This is a genomic window from Microcoleus sp. D2_18a_B4 (assembly GCF_036702475.1).
Classification (GTDB): domain Bacteria; phylum Cyanobacteriota; class Cyanobacteriia; order Cyanobacteriales; family Microcoleaceae; genus Microcoleus.
Genome location: NZ_JAUBTL010000039.1, coordinates 43000 through 66619 on the forward strand (window position 1 = coordinate 43000; position 23620 = coordinate 66619).

Here is a 23620-nt window from a genome sequence, read left to right on the forward strand (position 1 = left end):
GGGCAAAATGCCCACCTTGGTTAAATATGGCGGATTGAAATTAACCGCAAAGGCGCAGCCGATAGTAACAAATCAGGTCAAAAAATATGGATACACCACCACTCCCACAACCAAAACTCGATCGCACACCGATCACTTTCGATCAATATGCAGCCTACACCCCCCAAAAGCTAGAACTGCGGCATGGTTTCTATGGCTATGGAGGGCAAGACTTGACAGGTTTTTATCTTGCAGTATTGGCAAATATGGGGTTACGGGAAGCTGTGCGCCAGGTACCGCTTTCACTATGGCTAGAAGCAATTCAAGAGTTAGCTTTGCAAAATCCTAAACTCAACTTTGATACTGAAACTGGGGAAGCTATGCTTAACAGCTTGAACCGAGGATTGGAAGATTTGCAAGCAGTTGCAGAGTATTTGGAAGAACAAGCTTAGTCGCGGTACACCCAGCAAAAATGAAACGCGATTCGTTTATACTGTAAGGGCGGTATCCCCGTACCCGCCCTCTATTTAAAACGGGATTTCCTCATCTTCATCTTCCACAGTCTTAGCCGTCATCCGCCAACTGGTAATATACTCAATTTGCACATCAATTTTGTTAATAGCTTCCCCTAACCGCTTTTGGATGTATTGAGTCAGCGTCACCATAAAATCTAACTCAACTCCCACAGATAGGGCAAGTTTTGCCAAGCTAGCAAAATCTACCTTCAAAATCGAGGAACTGGATAACTTAAAATGGGGAGTATTTTCCTTATTTTGCACCAACATTGCTTTTTTAATGCGCTCTTTCAGATGCTCAACTTCAGAATCCAACAACTTCCATTCAGGCAAAATTTCTTGATACCTTTTGCCCAGCACTGTTAAATCCTCACTCTCCGGTTCCGGCGCAATTTTTTTAGTAGATTTCCGCCGTTGCTGTAGATTAGAATTTAACCGCCAACTAGCAATATCCTCAACTTCCAAAGATGGATGAGCGATGAGTTCGCCTAACTGTTTTTGAATTTCTTTCGTCAGCGTCACCGGAAAATTCAACTCAATTCCCTCAGTTTGCGTCAGTCTGGCCAGCGTCATAAAATCAACTTTCATCGTTATCGAACTGGAAAGCTCAAAATAAGAACTGTCTTTGAGCTTTTGGGCTAGCATCCCTGCCTTAATGCGTTCTTTCACTTCAGCGATTTCTGAATCTAGCGGCTTCCACCGAGATTCTATTTCCTGATATTTTTCACCCAATGCTGTTAAGTTTTCTGTTGCGGGTTCGGGGTAACATTGGGCAAGGATTTCTAGCAGGCGACGATGCACTCCAGCTAAATAAACCGCGTCCATCTTGGCATATTCTAGCTGCTTATGGGTGAGGGGACGCTTTGCCCAATCGCCACTTTGTTCTGTTTTATCTACATAAGCAATGCCGCAAAGTGTTTCTATTAAAGTTTTGAGTTGTCGATTAGGTAAGGGCAGAATGTAAGTGGGAATCTTTCTCGCCAATTTTAATGTGCAAGTGACATTTTGAGCGTCGTCATTGCCTAGAAATCGGATGTCATAGCTGGCGTTGTGCAAGACTTTTTCAATATTTGGATTGACCATGATTTGGTTGATGAAATCTTTGGCCAATTCAGGTTGATCCAAGACATCTAGTAGAAAAGTACCCTCTCCACTCGAATCTGTGGAGTCAGGTAACACCTGAATCAGAGATAATCTGGGGTTGAATTTATAGTCTGCTATTTCTGTGTCAACCCACAGGATTTTAGCTTGGGCAAATTTAGCTATGATTGCTTTGATGTCGTTTGCTGCTGTTAAATAAGGCATTTTTACAGACTTTTGCTATTAACTTTTTGATTATATTATGCTATAGCAATTATCGGATCGATTGTCAACGATTCAAGCGCCGGACATGGCATTGCCCTGTCCTGGAGACACGCAAACCTCAGAAACCCGGTTTCTTCCTATATTCCTGGTTCCTGTTCGCAAAACTCTTAGAAACCGGGTTTCTAGCCTCCAGTTAAAAAAAAGAATGCAGTCGATCGCACTATTGAGGATTCCCGCGAACTTCCTCTAAAAACCAGTTGCCTACTTCTGTATTGTCCGTCTGGCGACTGCGGCGCAAACCTTCCTCTAATAAAGCAACTTTTAGCCCCGGCAAAACTTGAGATTCCGTCAGACGTTCGCTTCCCCGGTTAGCAATTATTTTGAAAGCAATAACTTGCGCTTTTTGTACGTCTACTACCCAATATTCCGACACTCCTAATTCTTCATAAATCATTCTTTTTGTCCCCAAATCGTCAACGAGAGAACTGTCGGCAATTTCAATTGCTAAATCAGGGGAAACTAGGCTATCTAAATTCACTACAGAACTGCCGCGAGGTGCCGTTTGTACCCGGTCTCCGATGTAGTAAGAAGCATCAGGTTGAGCGCCTCTGACACCTGTTTTGGCGTAGCTACAGTTGACCAGCAGTCTCATTTTTATACCTTTAGCAATGCCAAATAAATTGATTAAGATGACGATAATTCCGTTGTCATCCGCATGATCGGCCCCGACTGCTGCCATTTCAATCCTCAACTGTCCGTTGTAGTAGTAGCATTTTGCTCGATCGTACTCCGGCTGTTTAATAATTTCTATATATTCATCCCAAGTCGCTGTAACCCAGGTATCAGTTAGTAGTTTGGTTTGGAGTTGACTCATCATTACCTCACCGGAAAAAATCTTTGACTTTTGAGGGAAAACTTCTGAGTAGGGACGATCGCATTTTTACCATTCAGCAGTAAGGTACGCAGCGCGCACCTTACAAACTATTAACCTATGACTATTCTGCCACTTCCTCAGATTCCGATTCTTCCGCCGATTCTTCACCAGCAGGCGGCACTAAAGCCACAGCTACGATCGAATCATCCTCATCTAACCGCTGCACCCGCACACCCGTTGCTGTGCGCGATTGAGTAGAAATTGCACTCACAGCCTGACGGATAATAATACCTCGGTTGGTAATGATCATCAATTCGTCATCTTCGTTGACAATTCGCAGCGCAGCTACCTGATCCTTACCCTTTTTAGATTTGAATTTAGTAGCCGTCAATCCCTTGCCAGCCCGTCTTTGTAGGCGGAATTGAGAAACAGGAACCCGCTTGCCATAGCCGTTGGTGGTGATTACCAACACCGAAGGAACTTCGCTGCTCACTGTCGAAATTTCTTCCGCATCTTCGCCTTCAATTTCCTCGGCTTGCAGTTCTAATTCTTCGTCTTCCACCTCCGCATCTTCAGTGTCCAATTCAGCAATTTCTGCCCCTTCAAATTCCGAGTCGCCCGTTTCTAATTGAGCAATATTAGCTCCCTCAAATTCGGAGTCTTCCGTTTCCAATTCAGCAATTTCGGCAACAATTGAACTCGGCAAAATGTCCATGCTGATCAACTCATCGCCCGATCGCAATTTCATTGATTTTACACCCCGCGTCGCGCGGCCGACTGGGCGCAACTGTTCGTGATTGGTGCGGAAATGAATTGCCATGCCTTGGCGCGTACCGATGATGATGCTGTCACCCACTTTTGCTCTCCGCACCCAGCGCAATTGGTCGCCTTCTTCTAGAGAAATGGCGATTAATCCATTAGTGCGGATGTTGCCAAAAGCGGAAAGTGCGGTTTTCTTAATGTAGCCGCCGCGAGTCAACATTACCAAGTATTCTTCGCTGGTGAATTCTGTGACTGACACCATAGAAGTGATTTTTTCTTCTATAGGAATCGGCAGCAGTTGCACCACGGGAGTGCCGCGGGCTGTCCGGGAACAGACGGGGATTTGATAAGCTTTGACAGAGTAAACTACGCCCCTGTCGCTGAAGAACAAAACGCTATCGTGATCGCAGCAGGAAAGGAAATGTTCTACTCCATCGTCTTCTTTCATTTTCGCGCCTGCTTTGCCGCGAGTAGCGCGACTTTGGGCCTCGAAAGTGCTGACAGGCATCCGCTTGATGTAGCCCTGCTCTGTAATCAGAATAATTGCTTGTTCGTTGGCAATTAAATCTCTTTCATCGATTTCTCCTTCGGCGTGTTCGATGACGCTGCGCCTAGGAGTAGCGATTTTGGTTTGGATTTCGACTGCTTCAAATTCGGCGATTTCTAAGATGCGTTCCCGCCGCGCTAAGATATCTTCCAAATCTGCGATTTTAGTTCGCAATTCTTCGTGTTCTTGCTGAATTTTTTGCGCTTCTAATGCTGTCAAACGCCGTAACTGCATTTGCAGAATTGCGTCTGATTGCTGTTCAGAAAGACCGTAATTATCCATCAATTCTTGTTTGGCTGCTGCGGAGTCGGCAGCGGCGCGAATTAGGTGAATAATTGCATCTAAGTTGTCTAGGGCAATTAATAAGCCTTGCAGAAGGTGGTCGCGTTCTTCTGCTTTGCGGAGCTCATATTGAGTCCGGCGAGTAATTGTCTCAATGCGGAAATCTAGGAAGACATTGAGGAATTGGGAGAGCGTAAGTAGTTGGGGTTCCCCATTTACTAGCGCTAACATATTGGCTCCAAAGTTGGCTTGGAGGGGTGTTTGTTTATAGAGGTTGTTGAGGACGACGCGGGGATAGGCGTCGCGCTTGAGTTCGATCACGATCCGCATTCCGTCTCTATCGCTTTCGTCGCGAATGTCGGAAATTCCATCTAATCTTTTGTCGTTGACAAGTTCGGCAATTTTCTCAATTAGGGCTGCCTTGTTTGTTTGGTAAGGCAATTCGGTGATAATAATTGCTTCTTTGTCGGGGCGGCCGGGATGTTCGATGGTTTCAATGCCGGCGACTCCGCGCATTGTAATCGAACCGCGCCCGGTGGTGTAAGCATCGCGAATGCCGCCTCTACCCAGAATTTGCCCTCCGGTGGGAAAGTCCGGGCCGGGGATGTACTGCATCAATTCCAGGTCAGTAATTGCTGGATTGTGAATTAGTGCTACTAAACCGTCAATTATTTCGCCTAAATTGTGCGGCGGAATGTTGGTGGCCATCCCTACAGCAATCCCGGAGGAACCGTTGAGCAAAATTTGGGGGATGCGTGCCGGGAGTACGAGGGGTTCTTGCTGGGAACCGTCGAAGTTGTCGCCGAAATCAACTGTTTCCGAGTCGATGTCGCGCAGCATGGAGTCGCTCGTCAAAGCTGTGAGGCGACACTCGGTGTACCGCATGGCAGCGGGCGGGTCGTTGTCAACGGAGCCGAAGTTGCCGTGGCCGTTGATCAGGCGTTCCCGCATGGAGAAATCCTGAGCCATCCGCACCAGGGCGTCGTAAACCGCTGTGTCTCCGTGCGGGTGATACTTGCCCAGCACCTCCCCCACGACGCGGGCGCATTTGCGGAAAGGTCGATCGGGAGTCAAGCCCAATTCGTTCATGGCGTAGAGAATGCGTCGGTGAACGGGCTTGAGACCGTCCCTGGCATCTGGTAGCGCCCGACCGACAATTACGCTCATGGCGTATTCCAAGTACGATCGGGACATCTCATTACCCAGATCCGTCGGGATTATCCGCGACTCAGAGGTGCTCATAGGTTGAAAAACTCCGTTAAAAATTTAAATTTGACCGCTATAAATCTCAAAAATGCGATAAAATCGGTTTGGATTCAGTAGAGCTGCCAAATATTGCAAATTACTCCTGAAATTATATCACAATTTGCCTTGGAATTTATGGGAAAGTTGCCAGAAAATTTAAGGGACGAAACAAGCACAATTGATAATTTGTCAGTTGGTGATTTTGTCAGCAGTTGGCAAAAGCTAGAAAGTTTTTTTTAGGCGGTCGCTTTTCATGCTTTCGTGAGTTTTTTTGACGACCATATAAGAAATTAAAATGGTTACTCGATCGAAATTTTAATTTCACAAAACCGAAGGCATTCTTAAAGCCAACTAAAAATCTAAAATCTAAAATCTAAAATCTAAAATCAGCCGATGCTACCCGTCATCTACTCCGAAGATTTCTTGCTGCACAAGACTGGAATGCTTCACCCAGAGCGACCAGAACGTTTAACGGCGATCGTCAATGCTCTGAAAGCTGCTCCTTGGGCGGATAAAATTGAATGGCAACTGCCCACCCCAGTGGCGCAGCGCGAACAACAACTGTTCTCGGCTATCAAAAAAGTTCACTCGCAAAGATACATCAAAGAAATCGAACATTTGGCTCATCGGGGAGGCGGCTACCTCGACGGTGATACGCCGATTTCTGCTGAAAGTTACGACGTAGCGCTGCTAGCGGCGAGTGCTTGGCTCGATGGGGTCGATCGAGTGGTGGCTGCGGGGGAACCGGCTTTTGTGCTGGCCAGGCCGCCGGGACACCACGCCGAAAAAGCCCGCGCGATGGGTTTTTGCTTGTTTTCCAATGCTGCGATCGCCGCTCACTACGCCCTGGAACAGCCGGGAATCAACCGCGTCGCTGTCCTCGACTGGGACGTGCACCACGGCAACGGCACTCAATCTTTGGTGGAAAACTGTCGGCAAATTGCCTACTGTTCCCTGCACCAATCTCCGTGCTATCCGGGAACTGGAGATGCCGAGGAGCGCGGTGCCTACGACAACGTGCTGAACATTCCCCTGTATCCCGGCAGTGGCATAGCTGAATACCTGAGCGCCTTTGAATCTCTTGTCGTGCCTTTTTTGTCCAAATTTGAACCGGATTTGTTGATTGTCAGCGCTGGTTATGACGCTACTGCCTCCGATCCGCTGGCGAGCATGACTCTGATGCCGTCAGATTTCGGTACTTTCACCGGATACTGCCTGCAACTCACCCGCCGCATAGCTTTTGGTTTGGAGGGGGGTTACGCGCTGAAAGAGTTGGCCGAGTCGGTTGTGGCGACTATTGACCGATGCCTCAATTAGCTGGAAAATTGGCATAGGGGAAAATGAGGTTGAGAACCCATGAGGACGAGATGGAGAGTTTTTGAGGGCGATCGGGCCTGATGGTCTTTTTCCCTCTGACTTCTGACTTCTGACTTCTGACTTCTGACTTCCGTGACAAGCATCACCAATTTAAGAGATCCAAGTCACTGGGCATCCAAGTCTCGGTCACAGATTTTTAACCGAAAAATCACACCGTGTCAATGTTTTCGATCGCCTTTGAAGTCCCTCCCAGAGTGGATAATAAAAATACAACAAGCCTGTTAAAATTTTATCTGTCTCAATCAACTAGGAGGTTTATCATGTCAGTATCCCAAATGACACTCGAAGAGTTATTTGGTCAGGTCATGTTCTCCAGCGTCGTGACTCGCCACGACCGGAGACAGCTCAGATCTGCACTCTTAGAAAGAACACTGAATGAAGATGAGTATGCCATCATCAACCGACTGCTGTACAACGTTCGCCGCGGTTGGGTAAAAATTGTCGATTAAAGACCTGGCAGCCACTCCCTTTGGGGGAGTTAATACCATTTTCGATTTTCGATTTTCGATTTTCGATTAAAGAGTTGGTGATTACTGATAACTATCGGGGTTGAGATCGCGGGCCTACAGTTACATTTTTTGGGAACTCGTTACAAGTAGAACTTGCCAATTCGGGAAGTTTTTTGTGTTTAATAGTTGGCTCGAAAGTGTGATGTGTGTGACCAGTGTGTTAATTATCAAAATCTCGCTACAAATCAGCCTATAGGTAGAGATAATTATAAAGTAACAGGTTTCGGGTGCATCTCTACTTGTTGAAAACTTGTGAGTTTTGAGTTACTAACTGAGAAGTTATAATTAACTCAAAACTCATAATTTTTTGGAGGTGAGATGGGAGATGGGAGAGTGGGAAAACTGATGAATATCAGGGTTGAGAGCCGTTAAAAAGTTGATATTTTATAAACGGGTATTAAAAATCAAAACTATAAGCTGTTTCCGGTTGAGGAGGAGTGTGCGATCGTTACAAGCACACCGAGTCGCATTGGTCGATCGACCATTCCGGCAATTTGAGCCCAGAAGTGTCAAAATATTAACAACCAGTTCATCCCCAAAATATATGGCTCCCGCCGTTTTAATTGAAAATCTTCAGAAACGCTACGGCACTGTAGAAGCCGTTAAAGATGTTTCCTTCAAGGTAGAACCGGGGGAAATATTTGGTTTGCTAGGCCCCAACGGTGCAGGCAAAACCACAACCCTGCGGGTACTTTGTACTTTGAGTGCGCCCGATAGCGGACGCATTGAAGTGTCTGGCATTTCTGCTGTCAGCCAGCCGAGAATTGCCAGACAAAAACTCGGCTATGTCGCCCAAGAAGTTGCTCTCGATAAGGTGCTGACGGGGCGGGAACTCCTGCAACTGCAAGCAGCGCTTTACCATTTGCCGCGCAATACGATTAAAGGGCGGATTGACGAAATGGTGAAACTCCTCGGTTTGGAGGAGTGGGAAAATAAAAAGACGGGTACTTATTCCGGCGGTATCCGCAAACGCCTCGACTTAGCTGCTGGGTTGCTTCACCAGCCGGATGTTTTGGTGTTAGACGAACCGACTGTCGGGCTCGATATTGAAAGCCGGGTGGTTGTGTGGGATTTCCTGCGGCGCTTGCGGGAGGAAGGTACGACGGTTTTGATTACGAGTCACTATCTCGAAGAAGTTGACGCTTTGGCCGATCGCGTGGCGATTATTGACAAGGGTACGGTAATTGCACAGGGCACGCCGGAGGAGTTGAAAAATCGGGTTGGGGGCGATCGGGTGACTCTGCGGATTCGGGAGTTTTCGCCGATCGAAGAAGCTGAAAAAGCTAAAAATCTGATGCAATCGCTGCCTTTTGTGCAGGAAGTAATTGTCAACGCGGCTCAAGGAAATTCTCTCAATTTAGTAGTAACACCGCAAAGCGATGCGCTGGTGACTATTCAGCAAGCTTTAAAAGATGCGGGACTTCCTACTTTTGGGATTGCTCAATCTCGGCCGAGTTTGGATGATGTGTATTTGGCTGCGACTGGTAAGACGCTGTTGGATGCGGAGTTGGCTGCTGCTAGCAACCGCGATTTGAAGGCTGAGCAAAAACAGGCGATGCGATCGTAGTTTGAGGGAAGGGAAAAGTTCGTCAGAAACAGGCAAGATGCCTGTTCCACAAAGAGTTAATTTTATTGTGGAACAGGCATCTTGCCTGTTCAAGACTACGTTTTTTGGAGATGTCTGAAGCTCAGCGCGCGGGGTTAGAAACCCGGTTTCTTCACAGATTTCTCGTCGCCAAACCAGATTTTCCTCAGAAACCGGGTTTCTTTGGGCTTAGTCCTATATTATCGCGAGCAATTAGCAGATTCCGTCCATCAGCGTTTGTTAGGCATTCAACCCGATCTGGGCGTTGTGCGATCGCGCTTGTTAGCCCAAAAACAATCTTGAGGATTAAGTATTTCGGCGGTTGAAACCGCGTCTACACAAACAAAGTCTGCCTTCGCAGACTAAGAGATCAACCGATATTTAAGCTGAAGTTGATATCATACATCCAATACTTGCTCTGCTGTTAGTGATAATTCTGGGAAAGTTCGGGATATAATTCGCTCAGTTCCTCGGTAAGCAGTCATTTGATAACCCCCATTTTCATCGAGCAGGTAAACAAAAACAGTCGGTTCTTTCGGGTTGCCCAAATAGTTTCTGCTACCCAAAGCTAAATAATCGACAATCCAATATTCAGAAATTCCCAGCCGCTGATATTCATCTAGCTTATCGATATAATCATCTTCCCAATTTGTTGAGACAACTTCTACAACTAATTGTGGTGGTTCAGTTAGGGATGAATAGGCGAAGGGCTGCGATTCCCAGAGGGTTTTGTCTACTACTGTAACATCAGGATGGCGGCCTTGTTCTTTACCATTCGGGGTTAATGTCCTGACTACAATTCGGCCAGATACCCTGTAATTCAGGTGGAGTCTTTTTACCTCGTCTTGGAACGTATTTTCAAGGAAATCAGCTACATTTTCGTGCAGTCTGATTGTTGGTAATATTTTGATAATTTCTCCATTAACCAGTTCATAACGTCCGTCTTCATCTGGAAGTTGCTTGATGAATCGATCGAAAGTGAGCATTAGTTTAGGTTGGGTTTGAGTTGCGATAGTGGTTTGCTCTCATTTAGCTAGATTAGGACTTACGCATGGTGGCCCAGAAACCGGGTTTTTTTACGAAATACTTAGTTACATACCGTAAATTAGGTAAAAAACCCGGTTTCTTTAATCGGAGCGTGTCCCGGACTATAGATATTTAAGACTATTCTGCCACCATTTTAACATACTGTTTTAACACAGGTGCAATCCTGAAAACGATTTCAGCTTCACAGCTCAATTTTTCGATCATTCCCCGTCTATCTAAAGATTGAATTGCTTTACATAATTCGCCCTGCGAACCTTGACATTTTGCCAAAAATTGAGTAAAGGAAACAGGTTCGATTTCATTACTAAGTTGCGAAATAGCCTGTTTTTCTATTTCCGACAACCGCTGATAGTGCTGCTGCAATATCGGTGTCAATTCATCGCTTAAAAATACTGGTTGATAGCTTAAATATTGAGAGACTCTACCGCCAAATAAGTTGTTAATGGTTTGAGCGACTAATTTTAACCACAGGGGATTACCTTGATAAAGGTTAATCAATTCTGGCCAGTATTCTTCATCCAACAAACCTTTTTCTCTAAAAATTTCTGTTGCTGCTTCACCTACCCCAGTTAACTGTAATAAACATACTGCTGAATTATCGTCGGTGAATGTGAGGATGTCTGAGGGTGGTTCCCAACTATTGAGAATTAAGCAGCTATTATGGGGAATTTCGCCGATGAGTTTAAATAGGGTTCCGTAGTTTTCATATCCTGGTTTATAATGTCCTGCAAGTTGCCCGCTGCTGAGAATTTGCTGCACGTCATCGAGGATGATTAGACAGCGATTGTCTCGCAATGTTTCTATTAGGATTGACAACTGAGCATCGATGTTGGCGGAAAAGTTAATTTCTGTGCGATCGGATAGAAATTGAATCAGGTTTTTGAGGGTTGTTTCGAGGGGTGGGGAGGTGCGGAGACTGCGCCAGATGATGCGATCGAATTGAGTTTGAATTTGGGGGATGAGGTGACGGGCGATCGCACTTTTGCCGGTGCCACTCATGCCTGTGATGGTGAGGAGGCGGCAGTTTTGGCGGGCGATCGCATTTTCGAGGGCGGTGAGGGGTGAGTTGGGGTAGTTGTAGAATGTTCTGATCTCCGGTGCATCTCTTAAATCGAGTCGCGGTTTCTCTTGGGTGTTGTCTTCATTTGATGTTGGTGTTGAGGGTGAGTTTTGGGGAGTTTTGGGAGGGTGGGATGTTTCTGTGCAAACGTTTATATTCCCTTTTTGGACAAGGTTAAAATAACCGGAATTTGAAAATTTAGAAATTTCATAGCTTTCCATTGCAGAGCGCAAAGTAGTTTTACTAACCTTTTCACCTAACTTTTTTTTAATGAGTTGCCATAATTTTGAAGCTACATTAGCAACGTGACGTTCAGTACAGTGATATTCTTTAGCAATTTCGGAGTATCTTTTACCTTGCCAAGTAGCGAGCAATACTGCCTGTTGCAGGTTATCTAAGTGTTTACCCGTTTTGGCTAAAACCAGGTCATCGGCAAATCTCAAGACTTCCTTGATTTCCATAGTCAGGTAAGTGTAGATAATTCCAGTATCATATCAGACTTTGATGATATTTTATGACATTTGTAATAAAAAATGATACTTGATGATAAAAATGTCGAATAAATTCAGGATATTTTATGATATTTTGTGATGGTAAATCCCAAAAATATTGCTTATGATAGATTCCTATAAAGCAAATCTGTGAATTATTTTTTTTGTAATTACAGACTCAACGCATATTTCGTCTATAAATATAACTAACTAGCCGAAAAGCACAATGCACGGAACAAAAACACACTCTCAATTTAAAACCCTCATCTACGAGGAAGAACTAGACCGGATTGCTGGATGGGTTGAAGAGTATCCTAACTTAGAAACAGGTGGAGACTTGTTTGGATTTTGGACTCATTCAGGAGCACCAGTAGTTCAGTATGTCCTTGGGCCAGGTTCAGATAGCCGACATAATGATACCAGCTTTTATCAAGATAGACAGCATTTGATTAAAGCTGGAGAGATTCTCAGGAGCAAGCATGGATTACAACATATCGGTGAGTGGCATTCTCACCACCAAATGGGATTAGCACAACCCAGTGGAGGTGATAGTAATACCGTTATTCGGGCATTACAAAGATACAATTTTCCAAGGTTTCTGCTTTGCATTGCTAACATACGTTCTAATTCAGTAATCATGAAAAAATGGAATGTCAATGTTGGCTGTTTTTTGTATTCCAGCCACCGAGCTAATTATCAAGCTGGTGCATGGGTGGTTTTGCCAGGGGAAAGTCCTATTCGCTCCAATTTGAAATGGAAAAGTGAATTAAGCCGGATAAATTCTCGTCCTTCAAAAAATTGGACTGTTGACGAAACAACTCTTGAAGAGGAACCTTTGGTAACAACAGAGCCAATAGAGATATCTGAGAAACTATGGTACAGCAGTCAACAAGGTCAAGCCATACTGAAAAAACTATTCGACGAAATTCAGAAAAAATTTCAACACTGCGAAATGTCTCGAACAAATGAAGATCGAATTTATTTAACCTTTGAGTGCCAAGATAAACATGGGTGTGTAGATCGCTGGCGTGCAGATTTTCCAGAGGATTTTCCGCAATCTTCACCTCAGCTTAAGGTTAACCATGAAAAACCTTTTACTGTGCAAAATTGGCATAATAATTCCCCTCATTTTGAGCAAGTTGAAGATTGCATTAATCGTTACTATAATAGAAGGTAAGGATTACTATGACATGGACTCAATTGCAACAACAACGCTTACAAGTAGAGCGGCAAATACTTAAAAAGTATTTTCCCAGCTTTAGTTGGATTAATCCAGGAGATTCTAACAATACACGAGTTGAAGGTAATGTTTGCACTAATGCTGGTAACGTATATACTCTGCGAGTTTATATACCTTCCGATTTTCCCAACTCTCGACCTGATATGGTCGTGACATCACCCTATCCTTTTAAGGGATATCGCGGACAAGACTTAAAGGAATATGGAACAAGCGCAAGTATGCACACTTTAGATCCAAGAGATGGATATGTCAAGATTTGTCATTACAGAGAGTGGTTGCCTAATTTAACTGTGTACTTAGTTGTGCTGAAAGGTAGAATCTGGCTCGAAGCACTGGAAGGACACAGAAGAACAGGGCAAGCTTTAGATAGTTTTCTTCCTCATATGCAATAAACTCATCAAACCATAAAGAGACATAAAACTCATGACCAACTCTCAAGATGTAACCCGCCACCTACAAAGAACCGTTCAAGAAGGAGAGGCACCTTCAGATCAACAGCTTATGTTTGATCCAACAACTGGTCAGTTGGTAGTGAAGAGACCGTCTGAGCGAGCCCCTAGTCCCGATGCTGTAGTTGCCGATCAAATTACAGAAGATGGTTTCTTCCGAGGTTAATTATTATGACTTTCCCCTTAGTTTATATGCACGAAGACCAAGTGCAGACTCTTTTTGGTAAGTTTCTACAATCTCAAGTAGATAGGTGTGAAGCCGTTGCATTTGGTTTTGATAATGGTGATGTATTTCATGTTTATACATCTAGACCTAAAACGCAGTTATCCGGTTATCCGTGTACCTCAGCAATTCATTTTTTAACTACGATGCCAGAGGGTGAAACTGGCTGTGCTGTTGCCACTCAAATTTACAATGCCATGTTTGGCAACCGAGTCAGTCACCCTGTTAATACTTCTGTAATTGTCTTGTTTGCCATTCAGGATAATATATTACGTCATCGTGCTTTTATTGGAAACTCCGAAGGGGAATTTCACGAAGGAAGCGTTAAATTTATTCCTGAACGTTCAGAACTTTACTCTCGCAGTAAAGGTTTGTTAGAGACTTCTGTGCTTGAAAATTGCAAAATAGGAATTGTTGGATTAGGCAGCGGTGGCTCTACTGTAGCACTAGAACTTGCTAAAGCAGGCGTGGGAAATTTTGTCTTGATAGATTTTGACCGCCTAGAGTTAGAAAATGTTGCTAGGCATATTTGTGGCACAGGAGATTTAGGTCGCTACAAGACTAAAGCTGTCAGGGATTTACTTTATGGGAAAAACCCATATATTCATGTGCAAACGGCTGAAGTGGACATCAATCAAAATCTTGAGGAAACTAAACTTCTCCTGAAAAATTGTAATTTGATTATTGCTGGCACTGATAATGATAGAAGCCGTTTTAACCTCAATAGCATAGCTCTTGAATACAAAATTACTACTATTTTTGGCAGAGCATTAACTCGTGCTTGTGGTGGTGATGTTTTGAGAGTACGTCCTCATCAAGGCCCGTGCTTGGGCTGTGTTTTCACTAAGGATTTTTTGGAGAGTCGCCAAGAGGAAATATCCCAGTTTAGACAATCTCGATCAGAGACTCCTGCTTATGTTCCAGATGAGGAAGTAAAAGCTACAATTCAGGTTGGTCTTGCTTCTGATATTCTGCCTATCTCTAACATGATTGTTAAACTGGCTTTGGTAGAGCTTTCGCGTGGTAAAGCAAGTGGTATTAGTTCATTAGAAGAAGATTTAGTGGCAGACTTCTACCTTTGGGGTAATCGTAGAGAGAATACTTATGCCAGTTGGCCCAAGATGGAGTATAATTTTAATACACCGTCTATTCTGCGTTGGTACGGAGCAAATTGGGAGCGTAGTTTATCATGTCCTGTTTGTGGGGAGCAACATGAACCTTTGATTGATGAGACTGAGCAAGATAATATTTTTGCTAGCTAGTAGTTCATAACAATAGCAGCGCGCGCGCCCTTCCTTAAGCCAAGCTCGATTTCCACAAGTCTACAAGGAGAATGAATTATGTCCAAAGAAAAGCCACCCGATAAAAGAGATCCAAACGCTTTTGAAAAAAAAGAACAGAGAGTAATATGCCCTTCATGCCAAGGAAAGGGAAAAATAAAACCTAAAGATGCAGTCCGAGAAGCAGTGTGCCAACGGTGTAAAGGGAAAGGTTTTCTGTTAAAATAAGCAGGCGGTTGCTGGAGCGAAAGCAAATAACAACATCAGTTTACAAACGAAGCCGAAACTTTCGTTAAACCATTAGCAATATCTGGCTCAATCTTAACGTGCCAGATATTACCAGCATAATATTCTTTCCAATCTGTGATAGGTGCAGCCAATTTCACTGGTAACTTACCAACATTATCAGAACTTACCACTACAGCCGGACGAATTTTTTTGATTTCGGCTCCCAGTGTTGGGTCAAAATTAGCCAACCAAATATCACCCCGTTTAGGAGAAGGAGAGTTAGTAGTCAATTAAATCTCCTGCTTCTAATTCTTGCCATTCTCTATCTTCCTGGTAATGTTGCAACATTGCCTCAGCTTGTCTTTCTAAAATCCTTCCCCTCTCTTCCAGCGGTAATTTCATAAATTCTCGGCGACTGGGATAGTTGGCTACTGTTGGTATTTCTAAAGCTATATCCGTCGGCTGCTTTTGAATCTTACGCTGAGAATTCAATGCTTCTATTCGAGATCTTTCTGCTTCCTCCGCTGCAATATCAGCCTCAATTTCCTCTCGGTTAGCATGGTAATAAGTCAAAGCTGCATAGACTTGGGTGAGAGTTAAATGCCCGATGCGATCGGCAATTTCTTCTGCACTCAAACTTTGCTTGTACCAAATAGCGATGCGCCGGACTGTAACACCAGTCCCGGCAATAATTGGACAGCCACCATGTATGTCAGGCTGACGGCTAATTAGAGTTCCTATATCCGTGATAGTTGACAAGATTTTTTCCCCGCCAATGTCTGATGGTTCTTTTATCTAGGATAGCACTGTCAAATGTAGTTAGCAGACGGCGGGAAGTTTTAGGCAGAGGGAATTCTTCTAAATAAAGTTCCGTTGCTTCTTTGAGATTGGCGATCGCCTCTTCGATCGTCTCTCCTTGGCTAGCCGTTCCCACTTCAGGACACTCGGCTACATAAACATCCTCTTCCCAATAAACAATTGCCGTGAAAGTACAAGACATTTTTTTGCCAAATTCTTCATACTTAATCTAGCATATCCAGCACCGTTTTTCAGTCGCGATCGCCCATCTCATCCCCTATCGCAAAAAAGTGCGTGAAGCGGAGCTATCCCGAAGGGAATCGCTCTCATTAACTTCTTACCTCTTGATACAAACCGTCAGAAGATTCTGCTATTTTAGGCAGACTACCATCCTTAATAGCTTTCATTAAATCTTCGCGCAACGCTTCTAAAAAATAGCGATCGTTGCCGATATCTGATGCTTCATCCTCATCCAATTCTTCATCCTTCAAACGTTCTAGGTATGCCTCTATCCGAAACTCAAGAGCTTCGATAATAAATTGTACATCCTTAAAAGATAGAATCATCTGAACTCCATTTTTAATCTTTACACTCACTTGCCACAATGCTAACCCACTCTGTGTCAAAGCTGCTAAAGCTGAAAATCGTTAACTCACTTTGTAGAAAGATGCACTTATCAGTCGAAGAGACTCCTTGTACTCCTCTATCGGCATAATATGACTCGGTTTCCACAACCAATGATCGTTGTGGTCATTAACTAAATCAAGCGCGGCAGGAATTTCACTCTCCGCATCTAACTTCCACCAGTTTTTGTCGCTTCTTTGAGTAGCAAATGTCGAAATCCCACCTCCTAAAGTAGGATCTACCCAGATGCGACCATTTTCTTCATAAGTAGCAACATCTTTGTTCGGTCGGACATTATCCATTCTAGGTGAATTAGCGTTGCCTTGCCGATATAGAGCGATCGGTGTTTCTGCCATGTCTCGATCGAAGATTCCCAGCTATGTAGAATTTATCATAATGACTATACAACCTAATCTGCTGGCTTGTGACGATCGCCCGCCCAACACCACCAATACCTCCAGACTTGCTACCCTAAAGAGAGTTCGATTTAACTCACCCAAGAGCAGCATTCTCGCTTAACAGGCAAGATGCCTGTTCCACAAAGAGTCAATTTTCTTCTTGTGGGGAGTAGGGGTTGGGCTTCTAGCCCGCCCTAAAGGGATGATTGCAACTGGTGCAATATCTCAGATTTAATCAAAATCAACAACAAGCAATTATGAGCGGTACTGTTACATCCCCCAACAACCTCAACCAGCAGCGGCCACTCTCCACGGCATCCGCTGACACTTCCACTTCCCTGCTGGCCGACTTCATCCAAGAAACACTCGCCTTAACCAAGCGCCTGTTTATTCAATTGCAGCGCCGCCCCTCGACGCTAGTTGCAGGCATTATTCAGCCGCTGATGTGGTTGGTTTTGTTCGGAGCTCTGTTTGAAAATGCACCCGCCGGCTTGTTCGGCGAAAGCCAGAATTACGGACAATTTCTCGGCGCTGGTGTAATCGTTTTTACTGCTTTTGCCGGGGCGCTGAATGCTGGTTTGCCGATTATGTTCGATCGCGAGTTCGGATTTCTCAACCGCTTGTTAGTCGCGCCGTTGGCTTCCAGATTTTCGATCGTCCTGGCTTCGGCTATTTTTATCGTCACCCTCAGCTTTATCCAAACCGGCACAATCGTTACAGCGGGAGCGTTTTTGGGCGCGGGATTCCCCGGAATTGCCGGACTTGGGGCGATCGCCCTGATTGTGCTGCTGTTAGTTTTGGGCGTCACCGGCTTGAGTCTGGGTTTAGCCTTCGCTCTCCCCGGCCACGTAGAATTAATAGCGGTAATTTTTGTTACTAACTTGCCGCTGTTATTTGCCAGCACAGCCCTCGCGCCGCTGTCATTTATGCCAGAGTGGCTGCAAGTTGTGGTGACTCTCAATCCTCTGAGTTACGCGATCGAACCGATCCGCTACCTGTACCTGCACAGCGATTGGTCGCTAGCCAGTGTCGTGATGCACGCTCCTTGGGGTAATGTTACCTTTGGAGGAGCGCTGTTAGTGCTGCTGGCGTTTGATTTGGTGGCGCTGCTGAGCATTCAACCGCTGCTGAGACGCAGGTTTGCTTAGGGCGATCGTTTCACCTGCACCGTCAATTCTAGGACACGGCGCCGTGCCTTTCGTCGTGTCAACTTAAGGTAAAACCGATAGTCCGTCAGGGGTTGAAACAAGACTCTCAAAGCCAAAGTCCTCTTGGATAGGACTAATGACTTCTTCAGTCCTCTTTCAGAGGACTTTCGCTATGAGACAGGGAATTCATTCCCTGGCGGACTGCTGGGTCAACGATAGGACTGCGGGACTAAAAGCTTAAGTTGACACGCCCTGGGCATTGCCCTGTCCTTAGCCCCAGCGAAGTAATATAATATTTAGTCACAAGTCAGAATATTGTTTAGATACAATTGTTTTTTTGAAAGTTCAACTAATAAATAAATGATGAACACCAAAACTTCCAAATCCGGCAAATTGATGATGGGGATTGCTGCAAGCGCGATCGCATCCTGTGTTCTGTTCTCCCCTCAAGCAAGCTTCGCTCAAGCCAGCGGTTTAAATAATGCCCAACCGCTGCAAGACTTTCAAACTCAAGACAATACCGACCCCTTTTCCGGCGACAGCAGCGGAAGGGGAATATTTGATTTAATTCACCGATCGAAATTGGGCGGTGGCCGCAGCATGGAAGAATTTAATAGCGAACAGCGCCAAAATTTAAACGATGCGGCCGCAGAATTTCGCAACAAACAGCGCCTACTACTGGAAAACCAAGCAGTACCTACACCAGGGGCGATCGCACCAGCAGAAATTACCGCCCCCGTCCCTTAAATTGCTTTCTTAGTCCGCGTAGGCGGACTTCGTTTGTCTAGCAGCGGTTTCAACCGCCGAGTTTTAATTTTATTCCTTAGTCCGCGAAGGCGGACTTCGTTTGTTTAGCAGCCGTTGAAACCGCCGAACAATCTAAAAACCATCCTCCTTAATCCCGTTCCAACCACGCCCGCATTTTACCCGGATTAAGCAAACCGTAAGGATCGACCAACTCTTTAAACTGCAACTGTTCCACATTAATACTTTTCATCCCTCCATCTTCCAATATATAAGTGTGAGGATTAGCAATCAATGCGCCTTGCTCTTCGTGATAGCGAATAATTTCATTGAGCCGTGATTCCGTAGTGTAGCGAACTATTTGCAAAGCCGCGGCGATCGCCCTGCCATTCATCCGCAAAAACTCCAAGTGCATCATCACCTCATCCCCATAATAATTGTACAGTTCCTCAATCAATTTCCAACCTTTATCTGCGGGAAAAAGCGTCTGCAAATAAGTCAGAGACGGGTCAGCGCTGCGAGCGTGGAGAGTTGTATGATTCCAAGTAAATTCAGCAATAGCTGCACCTTTGCTCGCTGCTTGCGCGTTTTTTTGATAGCAAATTGTGCCGCCATATTCGCGCACCAAATCTTGCAGCGGTTCCAGACAAGATTCAGCTACCATTAACAAAGCGCAGTGCTTACCTTCAGGAATTGCATCGCGGAAAGCAGCAAAATAAGCAGGAATCGGCCAAGCACAAACACAAATTAGTTTTTTGATAATTCCGTCAGCATCGCCCAAAGCTTGACCGAAGTTTGCCGATGTCATAAAATCGTCAAAAGCGACGATGATTTCCGCCCAAGGATAAGCAGGGGCGAGAGGAATTTCTAACTCAGTAATAATTCCATTTGTGCCGTAAGCGTGATTGACTTTTTGCACTTCATCGCCGCGCAATTCGATGACGCGGGGCTCGTCTTCCATTGTAACGACTCGAACAGCATGAAGATTTCCGCGATCGCGCAATTGCCCGTAAGTTATCGAACCAATTCCCCCGCTACCGCCACCGATAAATCCCCCAATCGTTGCGGTGCGATAGGTTGAGGGAACCATCCGCAATTCCCAACCGGTTTCTCGCGCTTGTTTGTCAAAAACCGACATTTTCACCCCGGGTTCTACGCAAGCTAAACCCGGTTTTATCCAGCGGATATTGTGCATTTTGCTGGTATCTAAAATGACGCCGCCCTTGAGGGGAATGCACTGCCCGTAATTGCCCGTTCCTGCACCTCTAACAGTTAGCGGAATTTTGGATTTGACGCAGGCTGCTGCAATCCGCAAAACTTCGGCTTCGCTGGCGGGACGAACGACTAAATCTCCTGTTTTATCACTTAAGAGAGGCTGCAAAACAGGACTGAAGTGATAATAGTCTTGAGATAGCTTGACAACTTGCGCGCGATCGCTAATTATTTCAATTCCCGATAGTTCCGAAGAAAAAGCATCCCAGTCAATACTTTGAATCGCAGTGGCAGTCATTTTGTTTCCTTTATGCTCGCAGTATTATATCAAATCCGTTAGCATCGGAATTATTCATCTCTCTGTTCTCTCCTCTGCGTTCTCTGCGTTCTCTGCGGTTTAATCATTCCAATGCAACCGGAATTCATATTATATATTTTATCAAGCAGAACTTAGTAACATAAAATACTAATTGCAATCTTTCTTTAAGCAGTAAGGTGCGCGGGTCGGCGCACCCTACATATAGAAGTTCGGCCTCCAAGACTGCTTTTTTCAATTAACAAATCCCCCAAACACCGCCATACCGTAGTATTTCCAAGGAACTGCAACAGTATCAAATCCAGATGAGGCCAGCATTTCCAACTGTGCAGAAAGTGTAGCTAGGCGATCGGGATTAGAATAGCCGTAAGAGACACTCGTCCCCACATTTGCGCGAATTTCGGCTAAAGTTTCTCCCTGATTTAGCGCCCAATCTTCTCGCGCCGCTTGATAAATATCTTTCATTGCTGCTGCTTCTGCTAAAAGAGGATCGGCATTCCAAAAACAGCCACCAGCATTTAAACTTTCGCGAATGCGTTGAAACAATTTCAACTTCATGTCATCCTCAAGATGGTGAATTGCCAGGGATGAAATGCAAGCATTGAATTTATCGCCCAAGCCTGAGAAATTTGGATTGTTCGCCCATTCTCCAAAATCCATTTCTATGCCAGTCCACCGGGCTGCGTATCCTGCAGACTCTATTTTGGCGCGGGCAAAATCAAGCATTCGCGGCGAGTAATCGACAGCAACTATTTCGGCAGACGGGTAGCGTTTGAGAACTTTTAAAGTGAGTTCCCCCGTACCGCAGCCGAGTTCTAAAATGCGGTGGTTTGTGTTAGCAATGCAGCCTGCTAATACATCCAACATTTCGTCATATTTAGGTAAAAGTCGCCGAATACCCGTATCAAAATTGGCAGTATTGACGAAAACTTCTCCCGGCAAAATTTCGTTGCGCGCAGGTGAGGCAGTAGAGTCAGAATTCACGATCGCCAACCATAGACTACAATTGCTATCCTAACCGATCTCAAGCAAAAATTGCGTGAAGTAGGGACACGGCACTGCCATGTCCTTAACCGAGCATCTGTACTTCACTCAACAGAAAACCACTATAAAGTTATGCGTATTCTTACGGATAAGCGGAACACTCGCGGTAAACAATAATTAACCCTCCGTTACACCCAGAGAGTCTTGCTTTACCCCGGACGCCAGCAAAACACTTTGAAAAAGCAGTGTTATGTTAGTAGTGCATAAATTCCACTCAAGATTAAACCTCACACTTGAGGATACCATGCGCCAGTTGATTTCTCGAATTCGGGCTGCCATCAGCCAATTAATTTACAAGGGAATTCTGCTTGCGGTGACAATTTTATTTTGTGTAGGTGTAGGAGTAGCGATGGCAAATATGTCTGAGCTTTCCTCTACCCTAACGGGATTGTCGGCGCGATTCAAGTCACACAATCAACTTGCGATATATTGAGAAATAAGTATCTGTTTGAAGACAGAGGAATTATCCACGTCAAAGCCAAGGGCGATATGAATACTTATCTGCTTGCAGGCAGGCTAGTCAGCGCAGTTTCGGTTTAATTTGTTTATTATATTATTAAGGGGTCTGCTAGTTAGTCGAGAGTCATCAGTAATTCGTTGTTAGTCGTCAGCCAAGAACTAACAGTTAATAGCTGCTGGCTGTTGACTACTGAGAATTACAGGAATTACACAGGAGATTTGAGAACCCGGTTTCTGCGCGGTTGCTTCGTTGACACACCCAAAATTGATTACCAGAAACCCGGTTTTTTTTCCTCTGTCCTACATTAGCCATTTGCAAAATAGTAAGTTTTATGTTATTGCGGATTTTCTCATTTTTGAAATTTTTCAAATCTCGCTTGTCTAGGCAAATAGCTTTGTGGGTATTTGTTAGCATTCTTGTCATAGAGGGAATTATTTTAGTTCCCTCTTATTTTCGGCGCGAAAATGAACTTTTAAGTCAACTGGAACAGGTATCTCGGGCGACTGTTGATTCCCTAGAGTTTTTGCTACAGCAAGACATTTCCGATCGCACTTTCTTGCAAGAAGAAGTAAAAAATCTTATTAAAGATTCTCAAGTAGTCTTAGGACTATCTATTTACCAAGCTAACGGTGAGCTAATATATACACTTGGCGAACCCCCAGAAATCAGTTTAGAGCAACTAAAAAAAGCTCGTATAGTTCACCATCACAATTTCGATGGCAAGCGCTACGATATTGCTTGGACGGAGCGACATTTTGGAGGCGATTACATCTTAATTGTTCGCCACGATGCTTCCACCGTCCAACCAGAACTCTACGCATTTATCGGGCGAATTGCGGTTCTAGTCATCATTATATCAGCCTTTGTCACTTCGGTGACTATGTTCTTTTTAGGGGTGACAGTAATTGCACCTCTCTTGAGCTTACGCGATGACTTGATCGCTGCCGGAGACGCTTTGAGTAAAGATCGAGCACAACCTGATTTCTACTCTCTGTCTGTCAAGCGGGATGACGAGTTGGGAGAACTCATGGTCGCATTCAATCAAATGTTTCACCGAGTTTACCAGGAAATTGCACAGCGGAAACAAGCTGAGGAAGTATTGCGCGCCGAACAAGAAAAGTCGGAACGTTTATTACTAAATATCTTACCGGTAATGATTGCCGATCGCCTAAAACAAGGTCAGATAAATATTGCGGATGGATTTGCCGAGGTTACGGTTTTGTTTGCTGATATTGTGGGCTTTACCGAAATATCTTCGCGCACGTCTCCTGAAGAATTAGTCGAGTTGCTTAACAAAATATTTTCATCTTTCGATCGCTTAAGCGAACAATACGGCTTAGAAAAAATTAAGACTATCGGCGACAATTATATGGTAGCAGGCGGTTTACCACTTCCCTGTACAAATCACGCCGAATCTATTGCCGAAATGGCCTTAGAAATGCAGCAAGAAATTATGAAATTCCGCGACGAATGCGGTAAACCTCTCAATATCCGCATTGGCATTAATACTGGGCCTGTGGTAGCAGGTGTCATCGGCACTAAAAAGTTTATTTACGATTTGTGGGGAGATGCTGTGAATACAGCAAGCCGCATGGAATCTCAGGGACTTCCTGGTAAAATTCAAGTTAGCAACTCAACTTATGAGTTGCTGTGCGATAAGTATTTGTTGGAAAAGCGGGGTAAAATTAATGTTAAAGGCAAAGGATCTATGACGACTTATTTGCTCAAAGGCCGAAAATTGTAACTGACAAATTTAACCATCGCCCTGGAATACGTGATATGGGGGCTGACGTTGCAGCGCAGCCGCCCTCAACACCCAACTAGATTTTTTTTGAACGAACCGCGAAGACGCGAAGGACAGGTTCGGCGAAGCCGTTC

Annotated in this window: 23 protein-coding genes; 11 read left to right on the forward strand and 12 right to left on the reverse strand. The window is 44.7% G+C overall.

Annotated features, from left to right (window positions below):
• The first annotated feature begins 86 nt into the window (after positions 1–86).
• Entirely contained in the window at positions 87–431 is a 345-nt protein-coding gene (locus tag QUB04_RS20995; protein WP_333287297.1) for a hypothetical protein, read from the forward strand.
• 75 nt (positions 432–506) lie between these two features.
• Here the strand turns inward: QUB04_RS20995 and QUB04_RS21000 are convergent, their stop codons facing one another.
• The 3 genes from QUB04_RS21000 to gyrA form a co-directional block, all read right to left on the reverse strand.
• Positions 507–1799: a ribonuclease D gene (locus QUB04_RS21000; protein WP_333287299.1), complete on the reverse strand. Its 1293-nt coding sequence runs from the start codon at positions 1797–1799 to the stop codon at positions 507–509.
• 220 nt (positions 1800–2019) lie between these two features.
• A complete protein-coding gene (locus QUB04_RS21005) occupies positions 2020–2676 on the reverse strand; it encodes a Uma2 family endonuclease (protein WP_333287301.1) in 657 nt (218 codons plus the stop codon).
• Positions 2677–2794: 118 nt separating this feature from the next.
• Entirely contained in the window at positions 2795–5506 is a 2712-nt protein-coding gene (gene gyrA, locus QUB04_RS21010; protein WP_333287303.1) for a DNA gyrase subunit A, read from the reverse strand.
• Between the two features lie 396 nt (positions 5507–5902).
• On the opposite strand from gyrA, the gene QUB04_RS21015 reads away from it, so the two are divergent.
• The 3 genes from QUB04_RS21015 (at position 5903) to QUB04_RS21025 (ending at position 8962) form a co-directional block, all read left to right on the forward strand.
• Positions 5903–6826, forward strand: coding sequence for a histone deacetylase (locus tag QUB04_RS21015; RefSeq protein WP_333142501.1), 924 nt, complete (start codon positions 5903–5905; stop codon positions 6824–6826).
• Positions 6827–7146: 320 nt separating this feature from the next.
• On the forward strand, positions 7147–7335 hold the full coding sequence (locus QUB04_RS21020) for a hypothetical protein (RefSeq protein ID WP_015175516.1): 189 nt from the start codon (positions 7147–7149) through the stop codon (positions 7333–7335).
• A 604-nt stretch (positions 7336–7939) separates the two neighbouring features.
• Positions 7940–8962: an ATP-binding cassette domain-containing protein gene (locus QUB04_RS21025; RefSeq protein WP_333222266.1), complete on the forward strand. Its 1023-nt coding sequence runs from the start codon at positions 7940–7942 to the stop codon at positions 8960–8962.
• Positions 8963–9378: 416 nt separating this feature from the next.
• On the opposite strand, the gene QUB04_RS21030 is transcribed toward QUB04_RS21025, so the two are convergent.
• Positions 9379–9966, reverse strand: a complete 588-nt coding sequence (locus QUB04_RS21030; RefSeq protein WP_333142499.1) for a Uma2 family endonuclease — start codon at positions 9964–9966, stop codon at positions 9379–9381.
• 178 nt (positions 9967–10144) lie between these two features.
• Entirely contained in the window at positions 10145–11548 is a 1404-nt protein-coding gene (locus tag QUB04_RS21035) for an NB-ARC domain-containing protein (RefSeq protein ID WP_333142498.1), read from the reverse strand.
• A gap of 256 nt (positions 11549–11804) precedes the next feature.
• Here QUB04_RS21035 and QUB04_RS21040 point away from each other — a divergent pair, with 256 nt between their 5' ends.
• The 3 genes from QUB04_RS21040 to QUB04_RS21050 all read left to right on the forward strand — a co-directional run bounded on the left by QUB04_RS21040 (position 11805) and on the right by QUB04_RS21050 (position 14752).
• Positions 11805–12755 carry a hypothetical protein gene (locus QUB04_RS21040; RefSeq protein WP_333142497.1) on the forward strand — a complete coding sequence of 317 codons (951 nt, stop codon included), beginning with the start codon at positions 11805–11807 and terminating at the stop codon, positions 12753–12755.
• Positions 12756–12763: 8 nt separating this feature from the next.
• Positions 12764–13210, forward strand: coding sequence for a hypothetical protein (locus tag QUB04_RS21045; protein ID WP_333142496.1), 447 nt, complete (start codon positions 12764–12766; stop codon positions 13208–13210).
• Between the two features lie 249 nt (positions 13211–13459).
• On the forward strand, positions 13460–14752 hold the full coding sequence (locus tag QUB04_RS21050; RefSeq protein ID WP_333287306.1) for a ThiF family adenylyltransferase: 1293 nt from the start codon (positions 13460–13462) through the stop codon (positions 14750–14752).
• A gap of 281 nt (positions 14753–15033) precedes the next feature.
• Here the strand turns inward: QUB04_RS21050 and QUB04_RS21055 are convergent, their stop codons facing one another.
• From QUB04_RS21055 to QUB04_RS21075, 5 genes are all read right to left on the reverse strand, one after another.
• Positions 15034–15288, reverse strand: coding sequence for a type II toxin-antitoxin system PemK/MazF family toxin (locus tag QUB04_RS21055; protein ID WP_333142493.1), 255 nt, complete (start codon positions 15286–15288; stop codon positions 15034–15036).
• Positions 15278–15757 carry a DUF433 domain-containing protein gene (locus QUB04_RS21060; RefSeq protein ID WP_333142492.1) on the reverse strand — a complete coding sequence of 160 codons (480 nt, stop codon included), beginning with the start codon at positions 15755–15757 and terminating at the stop codon, positions 15278–15280. The genes QUB04_RS21055 and QUB04_RS21060 overlap by 11 nt, the downstream gene beginning before the upstream one ends.
• Positions 15723–15998 (reverse strand): type II toxin-antitoxin system HicB family antitoxin, encoded by a 276-nt coding sequence (locus tag QUB04_RS21065; protein ID WP_333142491.1) that lies wholly within the window; start codon positions 15996–15998, stop codon positions 15723–15725. Before QUB04_RS21065 ends, QUB04_RS21060 begins: the two co-directional genes overlap by 35 nt.
• A gap of 127 nt (positions 15999–16125) precedes the next feature.
• Positions 16126–16362: a hypothetical protein gene (locus QUB04_RS21070; protein WP_333142490.1), complete on the reverse strand. Its 237-nt coding sequence runs from the start codon at positions 16360–16362 to the stop codon at positions 16126–16128.
• 81 nt (positions 16363–16443) lie between these two features.
• Complete coding sequence (locus tag QUB04_RS21075; protein ID WP_333142489.1) at positions 16444–16776, reverse strand: Tse2 family ADP-ribosyltransferase toxin; 333 nt, start codon at positions 16774–16776, stop codon at positions 16444–16446.
• 299 nt (positions 16777–17075) lie between these two features.
• On the opposite strand from QUB04_RS21075, the gene QUB04_RS21080 reads away from it, so the two are divergent.
• Positions 17076–17966, forward strand: coding sequence for an ABC transporter permease (locus QUB04_RS21080; protein WP_333142540.1), 891 nt, complete (start codon positions 17076–17078; stop codon positions 17964–17966).
• A 360-nt stretch (positions 17967–18326) separates the two neighbouring features.
• On the forward strand, positions 18327–18713 hold the full coding sequence (locus QUB04_RS21085; protein WP_333287308.1) for a hypothetical protein: 387 nt from the start codon (positions 18327–18329) through the stop codon (positions 18711–18713).
• Between the two features lie 148 nt (positions 18714–18861).
• Here the strand turns inward: QUB04_RS21085 and QUB04_RS21090 are convergent, their stop codons facing one another.
• Together QUB04_RS21090 and QUB04_RS21095 are read right to left on the reverse strand one after the other, a co-directional pair.
• Entirely contained in the window at positions 18862–20220 is a 1359-nt protein-coding gene (locus QUB04_RS21090; RefSeq protein ID WP_333287310.1) for an FAD-binding oxidoreductase, read from the reverse strand.
• Between the two features lie 252 nt (positions 20221–20472).
• On the reverse strand, positions 20473–21222 hold the full coding sequence (locus tag QUB04_RS21095) for a class I SAM-dependent methyltransferase (protein WP_333287312.1): 750 nt from the start codon (positions 21220–21222) through the stop codon (positions 20473–20475).
• 489 nt (positions 21223–21711) lie between these two features.
• Between QUB04_RS21095 and QUB04_RS21100 the strand changes: the two genes are divergently transcribed.
• Entirely contained in the window at positions 21712–21822 is a 111-nt protein-coding gene (locus QUB04_RS21100) for a hypothetical protein (protein ID WP_333287314.1), read from the forward strand.
• 251 nt (positions 21823–22073) lie between these two features.
• Positions 22074–23486, forward strand: a complete 1413-nt coding sequence (locus QUB04_RS21105; protein ID WP_333287315.1) for an adenylate/guanylate cyclase domain-containing protein — start codon at positions 22074–22076, stop codon at positions 23484–23486.
• Positions 23487–23620 lie beyond the last annotated feature (134 nt).

Coding starts and splice junctions, on each gene's coding strand:
- QUB04_RS21075 (WP_333142489.1), bottom strand. CDS start 16,776: ATGGCAGAAACACCGATCGCTCTATATCGGCAAGGCAACGCTAATTCA.
- QUB04_RS21030 (WP_333142499.1), bottom strand. CDS start 9,966: ATGCTCACTTTCGATCGATTCATCAAGCAACTTCCAGATGAAGACGGA.
- QUB04_RS21025 (WP_333222266.1), top strand. CDS start 7,940: ATGGCTCCCGCCGTTTTAATTGAAAATCTTCAGAAACGCTACGGCACT.
- QUB04_RS21065 (WP_333142491.1), bottom strand. CDS start 15,998: ATGTCTTGTACTTTCACGGCAATTGTTTATTGGGAAGAGGATGTTTAT.
- QUB04_RS21005 (WP_333287301.1), bottom strand. CDS start 2,676: ATGATGAGTCAACTCCAAACCAAACTACTAACTGATACCTGGGTTACA.
- QUB04_RS21050 (WP_333287306.1), top strand. CDS start 13,460: ATGCACGAAGACCAAGTGCAGACTCTTTTTGGTAAGTTTCTACAATCT.
- QUB04_RS21045 (WP_333142496.1), top strand. CDS start 12,764: ATGACATGGACTCAATTGCAACAACAACGCTTACAAGTAGAGCGGCAA.
- QUB04_RS21000 (WP_333287299.1), bottom strand. CDS start 1,799: ATGCCTTATTTAACAGCAGCAAACGACATCAAAGCAATCATAGCTAAA.
- gyrA (WP_333287303.1), bottom strand. CDS start 5,506: ATGAGCACCTCTGAGTCGCGGATAATCCCGACGGATCTGGGTAATGAG.
- QUB04_RS21085 (WP_333287308.1), top strand. CDS start 18,327: ATGATGAACACCAAAACTTCCAAATCCGGCAAATTGATGATGGGGATT.
- QUB04_RS21080 (WP_333142540.1), top strand. CDS start 17,076: ATGAGCGGTACTGTTACATCCCCCAACAACCTCAACCAGCAGCGGCCA.
- QUB04_RS21020 (WP_015175516.1), top strand. CDS start 7,147: ATGTCAGTATCCCAAATGACACTCGAAGAGTTATTTGGTCAGGTCATG.
- QUB04_RS20995 (WP_333287297.1), top strand. CDS start 87: ATGGATACACCACCACTCCCACAACCAAAACTCGATCGCACACCGATC.
- QUB04_RS21090 (WP_333287310.1), bottom strand. CDS start 20,220: ATGACTGCCACTGCGATTCAAAGTATTGACTGGGATGCTTTTTCTTCG.
- QUB04_RS21105 (WP_333287315.1), top strand. CDS start 22,074: ATGTTATTGCGGATTTTCTCATTTTTGAAATTTTTCAAATCTCGCTTG.
- QUB04_RS21035 (WP_333142498.1), bottom strand. CDS start 11,548: ATGGAAATCAAGGAAGTCTTGAGATTTGCCGATGACCTGGTTTTAGCC.
- QUB04_RS21070 (WP_333142490.1), bottom strand. CDS start 16,362: ATGATTCTATCTTTTAAGGATGTACAATTTATTATCGAAGCTCTTGAG.
- QUB04_RS21015 (WP_333142501.1), top strand. CDS start 5,903: ATGCTACCCGTCATCTACTCCGAAGATTTCTTGCTGCACAAGACTGGA.
- QUB04_RS21040 (WP_333142497.1), top strand. CDS start 11,805: ATGCACGGAACAAAAACACACTCTCAATTTAAAACCCTCATCTACGAG.